Raw genomic sequence first — 16,121 nt, 5'->3', positions numbered from 1 at the left:
AGTGTGGCCACTCGCCGTTGACCTCTGGTTCCGCACTGTGTATACGTATTCAATTGTATACGTATTCATCCCTCGTGGATGGGAGATTCCGGTGCAGACACAACTCTCCAACCTGAGCCGCCGCAGGTTTCTCGCCGGACTGACGGGACTCGCTGCCGGTGGGGTACTCGCCGGCTGTGGTGGCAACGGCAACGCAGGTGGTGGTGGAGGCAAGAACGGCCTGACCTTCCTGAACTGGGAGCAGGTCAAGGGCAATCCGCTCGAGCAGGCCATCCAGGCCTTCGAGAAGGAGTCGGGGACGAAGGTCACCATCCAGCCCGCGGTGACCCAGGAGTACGACACCAAGATGCGCACGCTGATCGCGGGTGGCAGCCCGCCGGACGTGATGCGGATCAACGACGACTTCGTCCGCGGCTTCTCCACCCAGGGGGCGCTGCTGGACCTCAACCCGTACATCGAGAAGGACAAACTCGACACGTCGGCGTTCGCCAAGGAGACGTACGAGTTCCCGAAGCAGCCGGACGGTTCGCACACCGCCTGGGTGCTCGGCTACGAACCCCGGCTGATCTTCTACAACGCCGATCTCTTCAAGCAGGCCGGCGTACCGCTGCCGCCGACGACCTGGTCGCCGGACGGCTGGACCTGGGCCGACTTCGCCGACCGGGCGAAGAAACTCACCGACCCGGCCAAGAAGCAGTACGGCGCTCTGGTCTATCTGGACACCGGCTACGAGCAGACCTTCACGGTCAACCACGGCAGCCAGACCGGCATCTTCTCCACCGACGGGACGAAGTTCACCCTGCCGGACGCCAAGGAGGTCGAAGCGTTGCAGTGGGCAACGGATCTGACCTGCAAGGACAAGGTGCAGCCGCCGTGGTCGGCCTTGCAGCAGGACAACGCGGAGACGCAGATGTTCGCGCAGGGCAAGCTCGCGATGATGTTCGCGACCTTCGGCACCGTGCCGTACCTGCGGACCACGGTCAAGGACTTCACCTGGGATGTCGCGGCACCGCCGGCCGACGTCGAGCAGAAGACCGAGTCCAGCGTGATCGTGTTCTGCATTCCGAAGAAGGCGAAGAACCCGGACCAGGCGTGGGAGCTGCTCAAGTACCTGGCCAGTGAGGAAGGCGGCAAGACCCTGCTGCAGGGCGGTGCCTTCACGCCGATCAACAACAAGGCCGCGGCCCTACTGGCGCCGAACGGGAAGATGCCCGAGCACATCGGGCTGTTCGCCGAGGCGGCCAAGCACCTGACCGCGACCAACCAGACCAAGAACACGCTCGGCGCCCGCGAACTGTACCGGCCCGCGCTGGACCAGGCCTACAACTGTGAGAAGCCTGTCGGCGACGTGCTGAGTCAGATCAAACCACAGGTGGAGAACGCCTTGAAGGGTTGATGTCGATGGCAACGACAACACCAACAAGGACCCCGGTGGCCGAGGCCCCGGTACCGAACCACCAGCCCGAGATCCGCCGGGCCCGCCGGAAGGCGAACCTGGTCGGGTGGTTGTTCATCAGTCCGATCGTGGTCGGAGTGGTGGCCTTCCAGTTCTTCCCGATCCTGGTCTCGATCGGGGCCTCGCTGACCGACTGGAACGGCATCTCGGCGCCGAAGTTCGTCGGGCTCCGCAACTTCACCGAGCTGTTCGGCAACGACCCGCTGTTCATCCAGACGTTCAAGAACACGATCTACTTCACGCTGGCGAGCATTCCGCTCACGATCGGGATCGGCCTGGTGCTGGCACTGCTGTGTGCCCGGCCGATCCGCGGCGTCGCGTTCTTCCGGACGGCGTACTTCGCGCCGTACGTGACGAACGTGGTCGCGATCGGGTTCGTCTGGTTCTGGTTCTTCCAGCCGGACAACGGCGTGGTGAACGGGCTGCTCGACCAGATCGGCATCCCCGGGCCGCAGTGGCTGTCGAGCTCCACCTGGGCGATGCCGGCGGTGATCATGGTCAGCGTCTGGCAAGGCATCGGGTACCCGATGATCATCCTGCTGGCGGGTCTGCAGGGCCTGCCGGCGGAGTACTTCGAATCCGCGAAGATCGACGGCGCCGGAGCGTTCCAGCGGTTGCGGTTCATCACGCTGCCGCTGCTGACGCCGCACTTCCTGTTCCTGCTGATCACGCAGTTCATCACGTCGTTCCAGGTGTTCGGCCTGATCTACGTGATGACCAAGGGCGGGCCTGGCCACGCCACCAGCGTCTACATCTTCAACATCTACCAGAACGCGTTCGGCTTCGGGAAGGTCGGCTACGCCTCGGCGATGGCGTGGATCCTCTTCGCGGTGATCGCGGCCGTCACGTTCCTGCAGTGGAAGTTCCAGAAGAGGTGGGTGTTCTACTCATGAGACTGGTGAGCAAGACCTCGCAGTACGTCGTGATGTCGCTGTTCGCGGTGACCTTCCTGGCGCCGTTGGTCTGGATGGTCAGCGCGTCCCTGCGGCCGGAGGCGAAGGTGCTGTCGGTGCCGCCGCAGTTCCTGCCCACCGACGCGCAGTGGGACAACTACCGGCAGGTCTTCGAGCTGATCCCGGTGTTCCTGTGGAACAGCGTGAAACTGGCCGGGCTGAACGTGGTCGGCATCCTGATCGTCGCGTCGATGGCGGGCTACGCGTTCGCGCGGTTGCGGTTCGCCGGCCGGGACGCGGCGTTCATGGTGCTGCTGGCCACCTCGATCATCCCGGGCATCGCGTACCTGATCCCGCAGTACATCGTGTTCCGCCAGATCGGCTGGGTGGACACGCAGTACCCGCTGTGGGTGCCGAAGGTGCTCACACCGGTCTTCGCGACGTTCCTGATGCGGCAGTCCTTCCTGACCATCCCGCAGGAACTCGAGGACGCGGGCAAGATCGACGGGGCGTCCACGTTCGGCATCTACTGGCGGATCATGCTGCCGCAGACCAAGCCGGCGCTGGCCGCGATCGGGGTGTTCACCTTCCTCGAGTCGTGGAACGACCTGTTCGGTCCGCTGATCTACATCAATTCCGAGAACCTGCAGACGCTGCCGGTGGCGCTGGCCCAGTTCCAGGGCGAGTACTTCACCCAGATCAGTCTGCTGATGTGCGGGGCGACCGTCTCGGTGGTCCCCGTCATCGTCGTCTTCCTCTTTGCGCAGCGCTATTTCATCCAAGGCATCACGATGACAGGAATGAAGGGGTGAGCACCGTGCCGGAGCGGCTCGTTGCCATGCAGATCGGAGCGGTTTCGTTCGTCGACGAAGGCGTCGACCAGACACTCGACATCCTGGCCGACCGGGGCGCGGTCAACGCGCTGTTCCTGGCCACACCGACCTGGACCCGGGGCACCGGCGGGCGCCAGATCCCCGGGCACCCGATTCCCGACCACGGCGTCTCCGAGTACGACCTCGGCTGGGTCGGCGGCAACTACGCGACGCCGCATCCGCAGTACTACGCCAACACCGCGCTCGGCTCGGTCGGCCGGGCGCCCGAGCACCCCGAGCTCGACCTGCTCGGCGAGGTCATCCCGAAGGCCCGTGAGCGCGGGATCAAGTCGTTCGCCTGGATGGAGGAGAGCGGTGGCGCCCGCGAACTGCGGACCTACCCGAACTTCGCCAAGGTGCTCGAGGTGGACGCGTGGGGCCGTCCGGGTCGCCGGCCGTGCTTCAACAACCCGGACTACCGCAACTGGCACCTCGGGTTCGTCGAGGACTACGTGCAGAGCTACGAGCTCGACGGTCTGGCCTGGTGCTCGGAGCGGCCCGGCCCGCTGAACATGCTGATGCAGGGGACCGTCGAGGTGGCCGAGATCGGCTGCTTCTGCCGGCATTGCCAGCAGATCGCCCGCGACCGCGGGATCGACGTCGACCGCGCGATGCGCGGCTACCGCGAGCTGGTCGAGTGGAACCAGCGCGTCGGTGCCGGTGAGCGTCCGGTCGACGGCGCGTTCGTCACGTTCTGGCGGATCCTGCTGAACTTCCCCGAGGTGCTGTCCTGGCAGAACCTGTGGACCGAGAGCCAGCGGCAGCTGTACCGCGACATCTACGGTGTCGCCAAGGCGATCTCGCCCGAGGTACAGGTCGGCTGGCACGTCTACCACAACATCTCGTTCAGCCCGTTCTACCGGGCCGACCAGGACTACACCGAGATGGCGAAGTTCTCCGACTTCATCAAGGTCGTCATCTACAACAACTGTGCGGGCCCGCGGTTCTTCACCTGGGTGAAGAGCATCTGCGGCTCGCTGTTCGCCGACGCCGAGCCCGAGGACGTCTACCCGTTGATGATGAAGCTGCTGCAGCTCGACGAGGGTGCGTACGAGAAGCTGCCGCAGACGGGCTTCACCGCGGACTACGTACGGCGCGAGACCGAGCGGGCCGTCGCCGGAGTCGGTGGCCAGAGCAAGATCTACCCGGGCATCGACATCGACATCCCGGTCGGCGTCGCCAAGCAGCGCGGGCTGGAGAAGCCGCGTGACGTCGGCACCAAGATCAACTGGGACGACAACGAGGGTGAGCTGACCGCGTGCACCCGCGAGTCCGTGCGGGATGCGACCCTGGCCGCGTTCGAGGGAGGCGCGGAGGGCGTCGTACTGAGTCGCAAGTACTCCGAGATGCTGCTGGAGAACGTGTCCGGCGCCGGCGATGCGATCCGGAGTCTCAAGTGACGGTTCCCTGGTACAAGCGCACACTTCGGTGGGCGCAGACCAACCTGACCGAGAAGGACCCGGCCCGGTACGACGCCGACTGGTGGCGCGAGCACTGGCGTCGTACCCGGGTGCAGGGTGTGATCGTCAACGCGGGCGGGATCGTCGCGTACTACCCGAGCAAGTTCGAGCTGCAGCACCGGGCCGAGTTCCTCGGCGATCGCGACCTGTACGGCGAGATCGTCGAGCTGGCCAAGGAGGACGGGCTGACCGTGCTGGCCCGGATGGACTCCAACCGGGCCCACCAGCCCTTGTACGACGCGCATCCGGACTGGTTCGCGGTCGATGCCGACGGCAACCCCCACCGGGCCGGGAAGCTGTACGTCGCCTGCGTCACCGGCCCGTACTACCGGGAGTTCCTCACCGGGATCCTCGAGGAGATCATCGAACGGACCGCGCCCGACGGGATCACCGACAACAGCTGGAGCGGTCTCGGCCGGGACACGATCTGCTACTGCCAGAACTGCCGGGACAGCTTCGGCCAGGACCTCCCCACCGGCGTGGACTGGGCCGACCCGGTCTATCGGCAGTGGATCCGGTGGAGTTACGACCGGCGGCTGGCGGTGTGGGACCTGAACAACGAGGTGACCCGCCGCGCCGGCGGTCCGGACTGTCTGTGGATCGGCATGAACGGCGGCGAGGTGGTTGCCCAGAGCAAGCGGCTGCGGGACGACGTGGAGATCTGCAAGCGCGCCTCGATCTTCATGCTCGACTCGCAATGGCGGCACGACGAGTCCGGCTTCCAGGCCAACTCCGACAGCGGCAAGCGGCTGCACGGCCTGCTCGGCTGGAACACGCTGATCCCGGAGAGCACCGCCATGTACGACGCGGGCACGCCGACGTTCCGGCTCGGGAGCAAGCCCGCGCCGGAGGCGCGGATGTGGGCGGTCGAGGGATTCGCCGGCGGGATCCAGCCGTGGTGGCACCACATCGGTTCGGTGCACGAGGACCGACGGCAGTACGCGACCGCCGAGCCGCTGTTCCGCTGGCACGAGGAGAACGATCGGTACCTGGTGAACCGCGAACCGGTTGCCACGGTCGGGCTGCTGTGGAGTCAGCGGAGCGTGGACTTCCACGGCAAGGCCGATCCGGAGACGACCAGCTGGTTGCCGTACCGCGGCTGGGTCGACGCACTGGTCCGGGCGCGGATCCCGTACCTGCCGGTGCACGAGGTCGACCAGCGGTTCGCGGTGATCGTCGTACCGAATGTCGGGGTGCTGACCGACGAGCAGTGCGTGGCGCTGCGCGAGTACGTCGATGGTGGCGGGCGGCTCGTGGTCACCGGTGAGTCGAGCCTGTACGACGAGTGGGGCGATCGGCGCGACGACTTCGCGCTGGCCGACGTGCTCGGCGTGCATCATCAGGGCAAGACGCTCGAGGCCGGCAAGGTCGACTGGGAGACGTACGCCGCGCACACGTACCTGCGGATCGAGGACCGGGTGATCGCGGACGGCTTCGACGACACCGACGTGCTGCCGTTCGGCGGGCAGTTGGAGGTGGTCGCCGCGTCTGGAGCAGCGGTGACGTACGTGCCGCCGTTCCCGATCTATCCGCCGGAGAAGTCGTGGATGTCGGAGCCGCGGACCGACGGACCGGTGGTGGTGCTCGGCGAGCAGACGGCGTACCTGGCGGCTGATCTGGACCGGATGTACGCGCAGTACCACCACCCGGATCACGGTCGGTTGCTGGCGAACCTGGTCCGGTGGGCCGCCCGGGACGACATCCCGTTGCAGGTGGAGGGAGCCGGCGTACTCGACTGCCAGGTCTACCGGCAGGACGATGCGCTCGTGCTGCACCTGGTCAATCTCGATCAGGGCGGCGCGTGGCGCGGCCGGCTGGAGGAGCTCACGCCGGCCGGGCCGTTCACCGTCCGGATCCGGGGGACCGGTGACCGGGCCCGCTTCCTGGTCGCGGGTGGGGAGGCGGAGGTGAAGAGCGAGGACGGCTGGATTACGGTCGAGGTGGCGAGGATCGCCGATCACGAGGTCGTGGTTGTGACTGAGAGGGAGTGAGTTCGTGGCAGTCGAGGTCATCGGTGCACGGCGCGCGCGGTACGACGAGATCCTGACCGAGCGGGCGCTCGGCCTGATCGAGCGGTTGCACCGCGAGTACGACGGGCGGCGGCGCGAGCTGCTCGACCGTCGCCGGGAGCGGGTCGCCGAGATCGCCGCCGGCGGATCGCTGGGATTCCTGGCGGAGACCAAGGACGTCCGGGACGACCCGGACTGGCGGGTCGCCGCGGCCGCGCCGGGGCTGGTCGACCGGCGGGTGGAGATCACCGGCCCGACCGACCGGAAGATGACGATCAACGCCCTGAACTCGGGCGCCAAGGTCTGGCTGGCCGACCAGGAGGACGCGAACACGCCGACCTGGGACAACGTGGTCGGCGGCCAGCTGAACCTGCTCGACGCGATCACCCGCACGATCGACTTCAGCACCGATGCCAAGAGCTACGCCCTGAAGCCGGACGACGAACTGGCCACCATCGTCGTCCGGCCGCGGGGCTGGCACCTGCCGGAGAAGCACCTCCTGGTCGACGGCGAGCGGACGTCGGGGGCGCTGGTGGACTTCGCGCTCTACCTCGCCGCCTCCGGGCAGCTGCAGATCGATCGCGGGCAGGGACCGTACTTCTACCTGCCGAAGATGGAGTCGCACCTGGAGGCGCGGCTCTGGAACGACGTGTTCGTGACCGCGCAGGAGGAGCTCGGCATCCCGCGCGGGACGATCCGGGCGACCGTGCTGATCGAGACGTACCCGGCCGCGTTCGAGATGGAGGAGATCCTCTACGAGCTGCGCGAGCACTCGGCCGGCCTGAACGCGGGGCGCTGGGACTACATGTTCAGCGTGATCAAGACGCACCGGACCCGGGGCGCCGACTTCCAGTTGCCGGACCGCAACAGCGTCACGATGACGGTCCCGTTCATGCGGGCCTACACCGAACTGCTGGTGCGGACGTGTCACAAGCGCGGCGCGCACGCGATCGGCGGGATGGCGGCGTTCATCCCGAGCAAGGACCCGGCGGTCAACGAGCAGGCGTTCGCGAAGGTCGAGGCGGACAAGACGCGCGAGGCCGGCGACGGGTTCGACGGCTCGTGGGTCGCGCACCCCGGGATGGTCGAGACCTGCCGGACCGTCTTCGACTCGGTGCTCGGCTCGTCGCCGAACCAGCTGGGCAAGCTCCGCGAGGACGTCCAGGTGACGGCCGAGCAGTTGCTCGACGTCGCGTCGACGCCCGGTGAGGTGACCGAGGCCGGGCTGCGGAACAACATCAGCGTCGCGATCCAGTACCTGGCCGCGTGGCTCGAAGGGACCGGCGCGGTCGGGATCTTCAACCTGATGGAGGACGCGGCGACGGCCGAGATCTCCCGGTCCCAGATCTGGCAGTGGCGCCTCAACGGCGTCGTACTGGACACCGGGGAGACCGTCACGACCGAGTTGGTCGAGCGGATCGCCGACGAGGAGATCCTCAAACTCGACCAGTACCTGCGCTACCAGTCCGCGCGAGCGTTGTTCCTGGAGGTCGCGAACTCCGAGGAGTACGTCGACTTCCTGACGCTGCCGGCGTACGAGCGGTTCGACTGAGCCGCCGAGATGGGTTGACCTATGAGGGCGTGGGTTGGCCATCGGCAGGCGATGGGCTAACCCATCGTCTCGTGGGTCAACCCAGCAGACGGGTGGGTGCTGGCGGTGGGAGTGCGTCGACTGGGCCTGCTGGGGTGGGTTGACCTATGAGGGCGTGGGTTGGCCATCGGCGGGCGATGGGTTAAGCCACCGTCTCGTGGGTCAACCCAGCAGACGGTGGGCTTCAGGACGGCGGGCGTGATGGGTTTGGGGAGTGCAGCTCATCGGATCCAGCGGGCTGCACTCCCCAACGCACACATGCAGCGCACGATCGCCGCCCTCTCCCGCGCTAGCGGGATCGCTCGGGCGGGTCGACATTCACGGTGGGGATGCCGCCACCCGCCCGGGCGATGATCGCGAGGGACGGCTCGCTGCTCGGGTTGCTCTCGCGGTGGACGGTGAAGGCCGGGACGTGGACGAAGTCGCCGGCGACCGCGTCGAGGTACTCGTCGGTGCCCTCGAACTCCAGGCGCAGTACGCCGGAGACGATGTAGAGGCTGCTCTCGTTCTTGTCGTGGTGATGCCAGCCGGAGATCGCTCCGGGGTCGGTGATCACCTTCCCGGCCCAGAGGATCGGCAGCTCGAAAGCCCGCATCCGCAGCATGCCGGAGGTCGGGTCGGCGGCGACAAGGTCGCCGGCCTTGATGACGCGAACGGGTTCGCTCATACCAGCAGTCTGACGTCCCCCGGGCGCTCTCGCCACCGGGGGCCGGGAAGATGCAACCCGCCGGGCATGCGGTCAACCGCGCGTGATGCGCCTAGGCTGCGAAGCATGGCAAGCATTGTGTTACGGGTCCGGCTGACCAGCGGTGATCAGCTGGATGTCACGTACGAGAAGGCTGCCGCGGCCGATGACGACGAGGTCGTCGAACACGCCATCGCCGAACTCGCGGGTGAACCCGGCGTCCTGCGCTGCCGGCATGGCGACCGGGACCTCGTGCTGTACGCGCGGGGAGTCGCCGCGATCGAGGTCGCGCCGCGGGGTGCGGTCCTGTAACCGCGGAGTGATGCCCTGGCGCCGGGTCGCCAGGGCATCCGGGTCCGTTCAGCGCTTGGCGGGATAGGCGGCGTCGACTTCGACCTCGACGAGCCAGCCGGTCACCGGGAGGTTCTCGATCTCCAGGGCGAAGCGGGAGGGGCGGGACTTGTTGACCACGAACGGCTTGGCGGGTGGCGCCGTACCGAGTGGGACCGGGACGTACTGACCTGTGGTGAGGTCGGTGTTGGCGAAGTACTGGCGGTAGGCGCGGTTCCAGCCGGCGAAGTCGGCGGTGGTGGCGCCGGCGGGGTTCTGGAGGAAGACGCGCATCGTGTAGACGTCCGCGTACGACAGACCCGCGGCCTGGAGGTTCTCGCCGATGCGGCGGAGCACGTTGATGCCTTGGGCCTCGGTGATGGTGACCCCGGCGGGCAGGGCGCCGCCGGGGAAGACGGTGGTGTCGACGTACGACGCTTCCGATCCGGCGGGAGCGTCCGTGTTCAGGGCGGTCGGACCGATGCCGCTGGTCTTGTAGACGGGAGTGTTGGCCCCGATGCCGACACCGGTGGCGATCATCGGGTTGGCCTGGCCGGCCGGGAGGGCGGGAACGACGGTGCCCGGCTTCGGCGGCTTCGGTCTGTCCCACCAGCCGGCGGCGGTGGACGCTCCGGCGGTGAAGGATACGACGAGGGCGACCAGGCCGGCGATCACGCGGGTCTTCATCGGCCCGCCACGACGCGGTCGTGCAGGGCGGTCACGGTCGCGCGGGCGGAGACGATCGCACCGTGCTGCCAGGCGATGGTGTGCGACAGGTGGTCGCCGGCGAAGTAGATGTTGCCGGTGGCATCGAGGAGCCGGGCGTAGATCCCGTCGGTCTGAGACGGCCAGCTGACCCAGGACGCCTCGGAGTACTTCGTGCCCAGCCAGTTCACCGAGAACGCCGCCTTGACGTCCTTGGTGTACACGTCTCCGTGGATCTTGGCGCCCTGCATCAGGGCGCGTTCCAGCCGGGCGGCCGGCGTCAGAGCGCCGTACGCGGTGGCGTTGGCGCCGGTGTTGTAGTAGCCGATGACCGTGCCGCGCTCGCCGTGGAAGCCCGTCGACGGGTACCAGGTGTTGACCGTGTCGAGGCTGCTGTTGGTGATGCCGCCGTAGATCCGGTGGTCCTCCTCCCACCAGCGGCGGCCGTACTCGATGCCGATCTTGCCCGCGTTCGTGGGCCGGGCGTACTTCAGGGCCTCGAGGATCGGGGCCGGCAGGTTGGACGGGACCTTCGCGGCCAGGTGCGGCGGCAGCGTGCAGATCGCGTAGTCCGCGGTGAGCACCCGGCTCCGCGTTCCGGTCGTGTAGGTGACCTCGACGCCGGCGCCGGTGTTGCGCAGTCCGGTCACCTCGGCGCCGTACCGGATCTTGTCCTTGCCGATCGCCTTCTCGAACGCGTACGGGATCCGGTCCATCCCGCCGACCGGCTGGAACATCATCATCGCCTGGTCCCAGCCGAACTCGAACGAGAAGTAGTTGCCGACGCCACTGGCGAAGACATCGCTCAACGGGTACGGCGCGGCCGTCGTACCGCCTTCCATCCCGGCGCCCGGTTCGACCTCGTAGCCGCGGCGGCCGTCGGTGCCGGTGTAGGCGAAGCCGGCCGCCTTGTTCCCGATCGCACCGAAGCTGCTGAGGAATCCGATCAGCGCCTGCTTGTCGGTCGCCGTCAGCAGGCTGTCGAGGGCGCCCTGGTCGGTTGCCGTGGCGAGCAGTTCGGAGACGTAGCCGTACACGTCGGCCTTGGCGGTGCGGTGCCGGATCGCCTTGCCGGAAAGGGCTGTTGAGCCTTCGCGGTACAAGTACGCGTCGGCGTTCTGGTTGACGAACGGCTCGATCGCGACGCCGAGTTCACGGCAGTACTCGAGCGTCACGTGGTGCTGCGGGAGACGGCCCGGCCCGGCGTTCATGTACTGGCCGGGCGAGAACGCCGCCCGCTGGGTGTTGCCGGCCAGATCGGTCTCCGTGGTGCCGCCGCGGACCGTCCAGTTGCGGCCGCCCGGCCGGTTGCGGGCTTCCAGCAGCGTGACCTTGTAGCCGGCCTTGAGCAGTTCGTACGCCGAGGTCAGGCCGGCGATCCCGGCACCGAGGACGACGATGTGCTTGGTGCCGCGGCCGTTCAGCTCGACGCGCGACGGAGCGGCGTACGCGGGGGCCTCGGCGACGCTCGTGAGGCCGAGCGCCGACATCGTGGAGTACAGGACACCGGCCCCACCGGTGATACCGACCTGCTGCAGGAACTGACGTCTGGTCTGCGCCATGCCTTCTCCTCACTGGGCAACGGGGTAGCTGACCAGAAAGGTAAGGACTTGATGTTTTCGCTCTGTGTCCGGGCGGTGACGACCTGAGACCGATACCGACAGGTATGTTTCGGCTTAACGAACCTGTTGGAGCTGGGGCCGTAAAGCCTTCACGACCGGCGCGATCTCGGCGTACACCCCTGGGTAGTCGGGTTCGGCGCAGCCGCTGCCCCAGGAGACGAGAGCGAGCAGGCGGCCGTTGAGGACCAACGGGCCGCCGGAGTCGCCCTGGCAGGCGTCGCCGGTGCCGTCGAGGTAGCCGGCGCAGACGTTCGACGCGGCCGCGTAGCCGCCGGCGACGTACTCCTTGTTCGCCAGGCAGGCGTCGTCACCCAGGTCGGGCACGGCCAGTTTCTGCAGCGTGTCTTCAGGTCCGGTCCCCGCGGTGTCGCCCCAGCCGTAGACGGTCGGTACCACGCCGCGCCGATCGGCCTTCGGGTTCGTCTCGAGTCGCATGGCCGGAACGCCGGTGAACGGTGTGGCCAGGGTCAGGACGGCGAAGTCGTTGCGGTTGGTCTTCGCGCTGTACTCCGGATGGATCCAGACCTTGCTGATCCCGGAAACCCTGCCGACCGTGTCGTCCCGCAGGTCGGCCCGACCCTGGATCGCCGTGTACGTCGTCACCGCCCGGCCCATGCAATGTGCGGCGGTGAGCACCTTGTCCGGCCGCACCAGCACCCCACTGCAGTACCGCCCGGTCGGCCGCACGGACGCGGTGTTCGTCAGCGCCACCGCCCACGGCGCCTCACTGACACTCGCCAGCGTGCCGCCGACGATCAGCTTCTTCCCCGTGGACGCCGACACCGCTCCCGCGGACATCACCACGAGAATCACCGCCAGCACAGCAGCCCGTCGCACCATGCCGACGAACTTACTCCAGGTGAGCAGATGACCGCGGAAGGTGGCCACCCCGGCCACGCATGCCGGGGTGGCCACGTCGGTGAGTTCAGGCTCGGTAGGCGGTCCACATGTTGCTCATGCGGGTGCTCTGGTTCGGCGTGAACTGGTTGTAGCAGGAGTCGTACGAGTAATCCATGTAGTTGTGGATCGGGTCCAGACCGGGCAGCGAGCAGGAGTCCCGGCCGGTCGGGCAGCCGCTGCTCGGGCTGCTCTGCGCCGGGGTGTCCGCGACCTCGTCGTTCGTCGCCGTACAGCCGCCCTGGAACGTGTGGTACAGCCCGAACCAGTGGCCGGCCTCGTGCGTCGCCGTCTCGCCCAGGTTGAAGTTCGTCTCCGAGCCGCCGGGCAGCGAGGTGTACTGCACCCGGATGCCGTCGATCCCGGGCTGGCGTGCGTAGTCCCACGGGAAGGTCGCGATGCCGAGGTAGGCGAAGTCGACCAGCCAGATGTTCAGGGCGTTCGCGCCGCCCTTGCGGGTCTGCTTGCGGTAACTGCTGCTCTGCTTGTCCTGGTGCCACTGGTTGTTGTTGTAGCGGAACGTCCCGGCCAGCGTGAAGGTGAAGCCGGTGTTGGCCGCCTGCGACGACTCCTGACCGCCGAACGTCTTGTTCAGGACGGCGATCTGCTGCGCGATCTGGGTGTCGGTCACGTCACCGTTGCCGGCCGCGTCACGCATCACGTTCACATAGACCGGGACAGTCGCCGCCGCCAGGGCGCCCTTCGGTACGGCGGTGCCACGGGCGGCCTTGGCCTTCAGGATCTGCGCCGTCCTGGCCTCGATCGCCTTCTGTTCGGCGGCGGAGATGTCCCGGGTGTCCGGGCCGTGGCCGCCCTTGGCCGAGGCATTCCCGGGCGGCACGAAACAGTCGGATGCCGGTGCCTTGTCCACCGGAGGCCTGGCCGACGCCTGGCCGCTGAGCGGGCTGAGCAGGAGCGCCGAGCCGGCCAGCAGGACGGCGGCGGCGCGGGGACTGGGGATGAAAGATCGCATGGCGCGTTCCTCCGGGTCGGGCCACTGGGCGGGCGGCCGGTTGCTCGGCATCCTCCGCAACAAAGTCCCTGCTCCGGAAGCGATCGCCGTCGATTCTCCCGCGGTCTAGGGAAAACCTTCGGTGCTCGCGGGGGCGCGCAGACTTCCGTAGCGTTCCATCCTTTGCCAGCGCAGCCGTGAGCCGGCCAGTGCGGTGAACACGGACTGGATGACCACGAGGTACATCAGCTGGCGATACACGAACTGCTGCAGCGGAAGCGTCCACAGCGGTCCGGCGCGCTCACCGTCCAGGTGGAACGCATAGCGGCCCATCGCGAACTGCAGCGCGAGGAACCCCAGCCAGACGAGCCCGACGCGGAGCGGGTCGAGGAACACCAGGCCGTAGATCGCGAAGACGTCGACCACCGGCGCGAGCAGCGGCAGCAGAACCTGGAAGAGCAGCAGGTAGGTCAGACCGCGGCGGCCGAACTTCCCGGACTGACCGCGCTGGACCCACGCGCCCCGGTGCTTCCACATCGCCTGCAGCGTGCCGTAGCACCAGCGGTACCGCTGCCGCCACAGCGCACCCAGCGACGCCGGAGCCTCGGTCCACGCGACCGCACGCTCCTCGTACACCACTCGCCAGCCGTCGCGGCACAACGCCATCGTGAGGTCGGTGTCTTCGGCCAGCGTCACGTCGCTCAGCCCGCCGATGCGTTCCAGCGCCGTACGGCGGAATCCGCCGACCGCACCCGGGACGGTCGGCATGCACTCGGCCAGATCGAACAACCGCCGGTCCAGATTGAACCCCACCACGTACTCGATGTGCTGCCAGCGACCGAGCAGGCCGCGCCGGTTGCCGACCTTCGCGTTGCCCGACACAGCACCGACCGAAGGATCGGCGAACGGCTGCACCAGCATCCGTACGGCGTCCGGTTCGAACACCGTGTCGCCGTCGACCATCACGATCAGATCGAAGTGCGCGGCCTGCAGGCCGGTATTGAGGGCCACCGGCTTGCCCGCGTTCCGTTGCCGGATCACCCGCACCCCGCGGATGCCCATCGCCTCGACGATGTCCGCCGTGCCGTCGGTCGAGCCGTCGTCCACGACGATCACCTCGATCGGGTGGTCCGAGGCGACCAGTGACCGGATCGCGGCCTCGATGCCCGCGCTCTCGTTGTACGCCGGGACGATCACGCTGACCGGCTCGGTGACGGGCTCACCCCACGACCAGTCCCGCATCCGGGCATGCCGCCGGGCCGCCCAGACGGTGGTGATCGCCCGGAGCACGCTCAGCGCGCCCGCGGCGTACAGGAACCAGGTGAGCAGGGACAGCACACCGTCGCTCACCCGCATCGCCCAGATCGCGGCGAGCCCGCGGCCGCGCTCCAGCAGGCCCGCGTCGTGCGCCGGCTGCGGGAGGCCGACCGCATCACTCACAGTGGCGAAGGTGTATCCGCGCGCTTTCAGCGCCGGGATCAGCTTGGTCAACGCGGCGACGGTCTCACTGCGATCACCACCGGCGTCGTGCATCAGCAGCACCTGGCCCGCGGTGCCACGCGGCGTCGAGTTCGCGATCACCTTGGCGGTTCCGGGCCGCCGCCAGTCCTCACTGTCCTGGGTCGTCAGGACGGTCAGGTAGCCGGCCTGCCGGGTCTTCTGGATCGCGGTCCAGTCCGCATCGGTCAGCGCGTCCGGCTCGGACGAGTACGGCGGACGCAGCAGCGGTGTACTGAGGCCGGTGGCGCCGGCCAGGACCAGCTGGCTCTGCCGCAGTTCGAGTGACCGGCGCCAGCCGGGCGCCGTGCTCAGGTTCGCGTGGGTGAACGTGTGCATCCCGATCTGGTGGCCCTCGGCAACTATCCGGCGGGCCAGTGCCGGGTGGGCCGCGACCTCGGTGCCGACGACGAAGAAGGTCGCCTTCACGTGCTGCGCCTTCAGCACGTCGAGGATCTTGGGGGTCCAGACCGGATCCGGCCCGTCGTCGAAGGTCAGTGCGATGGTCCGGTTGGCCGGCCGGACCGAGCGCACTTCTCCTGGCTGGGCGTCGATCACCGGACCCCCGCCGGCGATCGCCCGAGGTACGGCGCCGGCCGGGCCGCCGGAGGTCACTGCGCCGTCAGGTTCTGTCCCGAACAGATGGTGGGTGTATCCGTTCAGGAGCAGCATGCTGGACAGGCAGACGAGCAGCATGGTCAGCACGATCCAGTGGGTCCGGAGCGGGACCTGCTTGGCGCGCCGCGCGACCGGGCGGCTCACGGCTTGGCGGGTGACTTCGTACGACCGGGTGGCGCGGTCGGCTTGCTGTGGGTGGTCGTCGGCTTACCGGGTGGCGTGGTGGGGGAGCCGGTGGTGCGACTCGTCAGTGCGACCGTCGGCGTGGTGGTCGGGACGACAGTCGGCGTCGCCGCGGAGCTCGTAGTGGATGACGGCGTACCGCTCGATCGCACCGGCGTGCCGGTCGGTTCGGTCGGGTTGCCTGGCGTCGGCTTCGCTGACGGATCGATCGTTCGAACGGCTTCTGGGCCCGGGGTCAGGTGCGGCTTGGGTCGTGTGACGGCCTCTGGCAGCGGGATCAGTGGGGTGTCCGGACGTGGCCCGCCGAACAGGCTGCTGGCGGTCAGGGCGAGGTAGACAGCCGCGGGCACG

14 protein-coding genes are annotated in these 16,121 nt (G+C 68.0%); 7 read left to right on the top strand and 7 right to left on the bottom strand.

Features of this window, described 5'->3' with window-relative positions; translation table 11 throughout:
* The first annotated feature begins 91 nt into the window (after positions 1–91).
* From ACGFH6_RS37000 to aceB, 6 genes are read left to right on the top strand one after another with little or no spacing between them, the layout of a single operon-like run.
* Positions 92–1,396 (top strand): ABC transporter substrate-binding protein, encoded by a 1,305-nt coding sequence (locus tag ACGFH6_RS37000; RefSeq protein WP_393393867.1) that lies wholly within the window; start codon positions 92–94, stop codon positions 1,394–1,396.
* A gap of 35 nt (positions 1,397–1,431) precedes the next feature.
* A complete protein-coding gene (locus ACGFH6_RS36995; RefSeq protein ID WP_393393864.1) occupies positions 1,432–2,349 on the top strand; it encodes a carbohydrate ABC transporter permease in 918 nt (305 codons plus the stop codon).
* Positions 2,346–3,161, top strand: a complete 816-nt coding sequence (locus tag ACGFH6_RS36990; RefSeq protein WP_393393861.1) for a carbohydrate ABC transporter permease — start codon at positions 2,346–2,348, stop codon at positions 3,159–3,161. The genes ACGFH6_RS36995 and ACGFH6_RS36990 overlap by 4 nt, the downstream gene beginning before the upstream one ends.
* Entirely contained in the window at positions 3,158–4,621 is a 1,464-nt protein-coding gene (locus ACGFH6_RS36985) for a hypothetical protein (RefSeq protein WP_360455595.1), read from the top strand. The genes ACGFH6_RS36990 and ACGFH6_RS36985 overlap by 4 nt, the downstream gene beginning before the upstream one ends.
* Positions 4,618–6,672 (top strand): alpha-amylase family protein, encoded by a 2,055-nt coding sequence (locus ACGFH6_RS36980; RefSeq protein ID WP_393393858.1) that lies wholly within the window; start codon positions 4,618–4,620, stop codon positions 6,670–6,672. Before ACGFH6_RS36985 ends, ACGFH6_RS36980 begins: the two co-directional genes overlap by 4 nt.
* Before the next feature lie 4 nt (positions 6,673–6,676).
* On the top strand, positions 6,677–8,242 hold the full coding sequence (aceB, locus tag ACGFH6_RS36975) for a malate synthase A (RefSeq protein WP_393393856.1): 1,566 nt from the start codon (positions 6,677–6,679) through the stop codon (positions 8,240–8,242).
* 328 nt (positions 8,243–8,570) lie between these two features.
* Here the strand turns inward: aceB and ACGFH6_RS36970 are convergent, their stop codons facing one another.
* Positions 8,571–8,948, bottom strand: coding sequence for a cupin domain-containing protein (locus tag ACGFH6_RS36970; protein WP_393393853.1), 378 nt, complete (start codon positions 8,946–8,948; stop codon positions 8,571–8,573).
* Between the two features lie 105 nt (positions 8,949–9,053).
* Here ACGFH6_RS36970 and ACGFH6_RS36965 point away from each other — a divergent pair, with 105 nt between their 5' ends.
* Positions 9,054–9,278: a hypothetical protein gene (locus ACGFH6_RS36965; RefSeq protein ID WP_393393850.1), complete on the top strand. Its 225-nt coding sequence runs from the start codon at positions 9,054–9,056 to the stop codon at positions 9,276–9,278.
* Positions 9,279–9,326: 48 nt separating this feature from the next.
* Here ACGFH6_RS36965 and ACGFH6_RS36960 read toward each other — a convergent pair whose 3' ends face one another.
* From ACGFH6_RS36960 to ACGFH6_RS36935, 6 genes are all read right to left on the bottom strand, one after another.
* Positions 9,327–9,983 (bottom strand): Rid family hydrolase, encoded by a 657-nt coding sequence (locus ACGFH6_RS36960; RefSeq protein ID WP_393393848.1) that lies wholly within the window; start codon positions 9,981–9,983, stop codon positions 9,327–9,329.
* Complete coding sequence (locus ACGFH6_RS36955; RefSeq protein WP_393393846.1) at positions 9,980–11,563, bottom strand: flavin monoamine oxidase family protein; 1,584 nt, start codon at positions 11,561–11,563, stop codon at positions 9,980–9,982. Before ACGFH6_RS36955 ends, ACGFH6_RS36960 begins: the two co-directional genes overlap by 4 nt.
* Positions 11,564–11,677: 114 nt before the next feature.
* Positions 11,678–12,538: a S1 family peptidase gene (locus ACGFH6_RS36950; protein ID WP_393393843.1), complete on the bottom strand. Its 861-nt coding sequence runs from the start codon at positions 12,536–12,538 to the stop codon at positions 11,678–11,680.
* 10 nt (positions 12,539–12,548) lie between these two features.
* On the bottom strand, positions 12,549–13,493 hold the full coding sequence (locus ACGFH6_RS36945) for a M43 family zinc metalloprotease (protein WP_393393840.1): 945 nt from the start codon (positions 13,491–13,493) through the stop codon (positions 12,549–12,551).
* 105 nt (positions 13,494–13,598) lie between these two features.
* On the bottom strand, positions 13,599–15,731 hold the full coding sequence (locus ACGFH6_RS36940) for a bifunctional polysaccharide deacetylase/glycosyltransferase family 2 protein (protein ID WP_393393838.1): 2,133 nt from the start codon (positions 15,729–15,731) through the stop codon (positions 13,599–13,601).
* Positions 15,728–16,120: a hypothetical protein gene (locus ACGFH6_RS36935; RefSeq protein WP_393393835.1), complete on the bottom strand. Its 393-nt coding sequence runs from the start codon at positions 16,118–16,120 to the stop codon at positions 15,728–15,730. The genes ACGFH6_RS36940 and ACGFH6_RS36935 overlap by 4 nt, the downstream gene beginning before the upstream one ends.
* Between the last annotated feature and the right edge of the window lies 1 nt (position 16,121).

It is taken from the genome of Kribbella sp. NPDC049227, from assembly GCF_043197265.1.
Taxonomy (GTDB): Bacteria; Actinomycetota; Actinomycetes; order Propionibacteriales; family Kribbellaceae; genus Kribbella.
The sequence above is the reverse complement of the archived record's forward strand: the minus strand, read 5'-3'. Positions and strand labels throughout refer to the sequence as shown.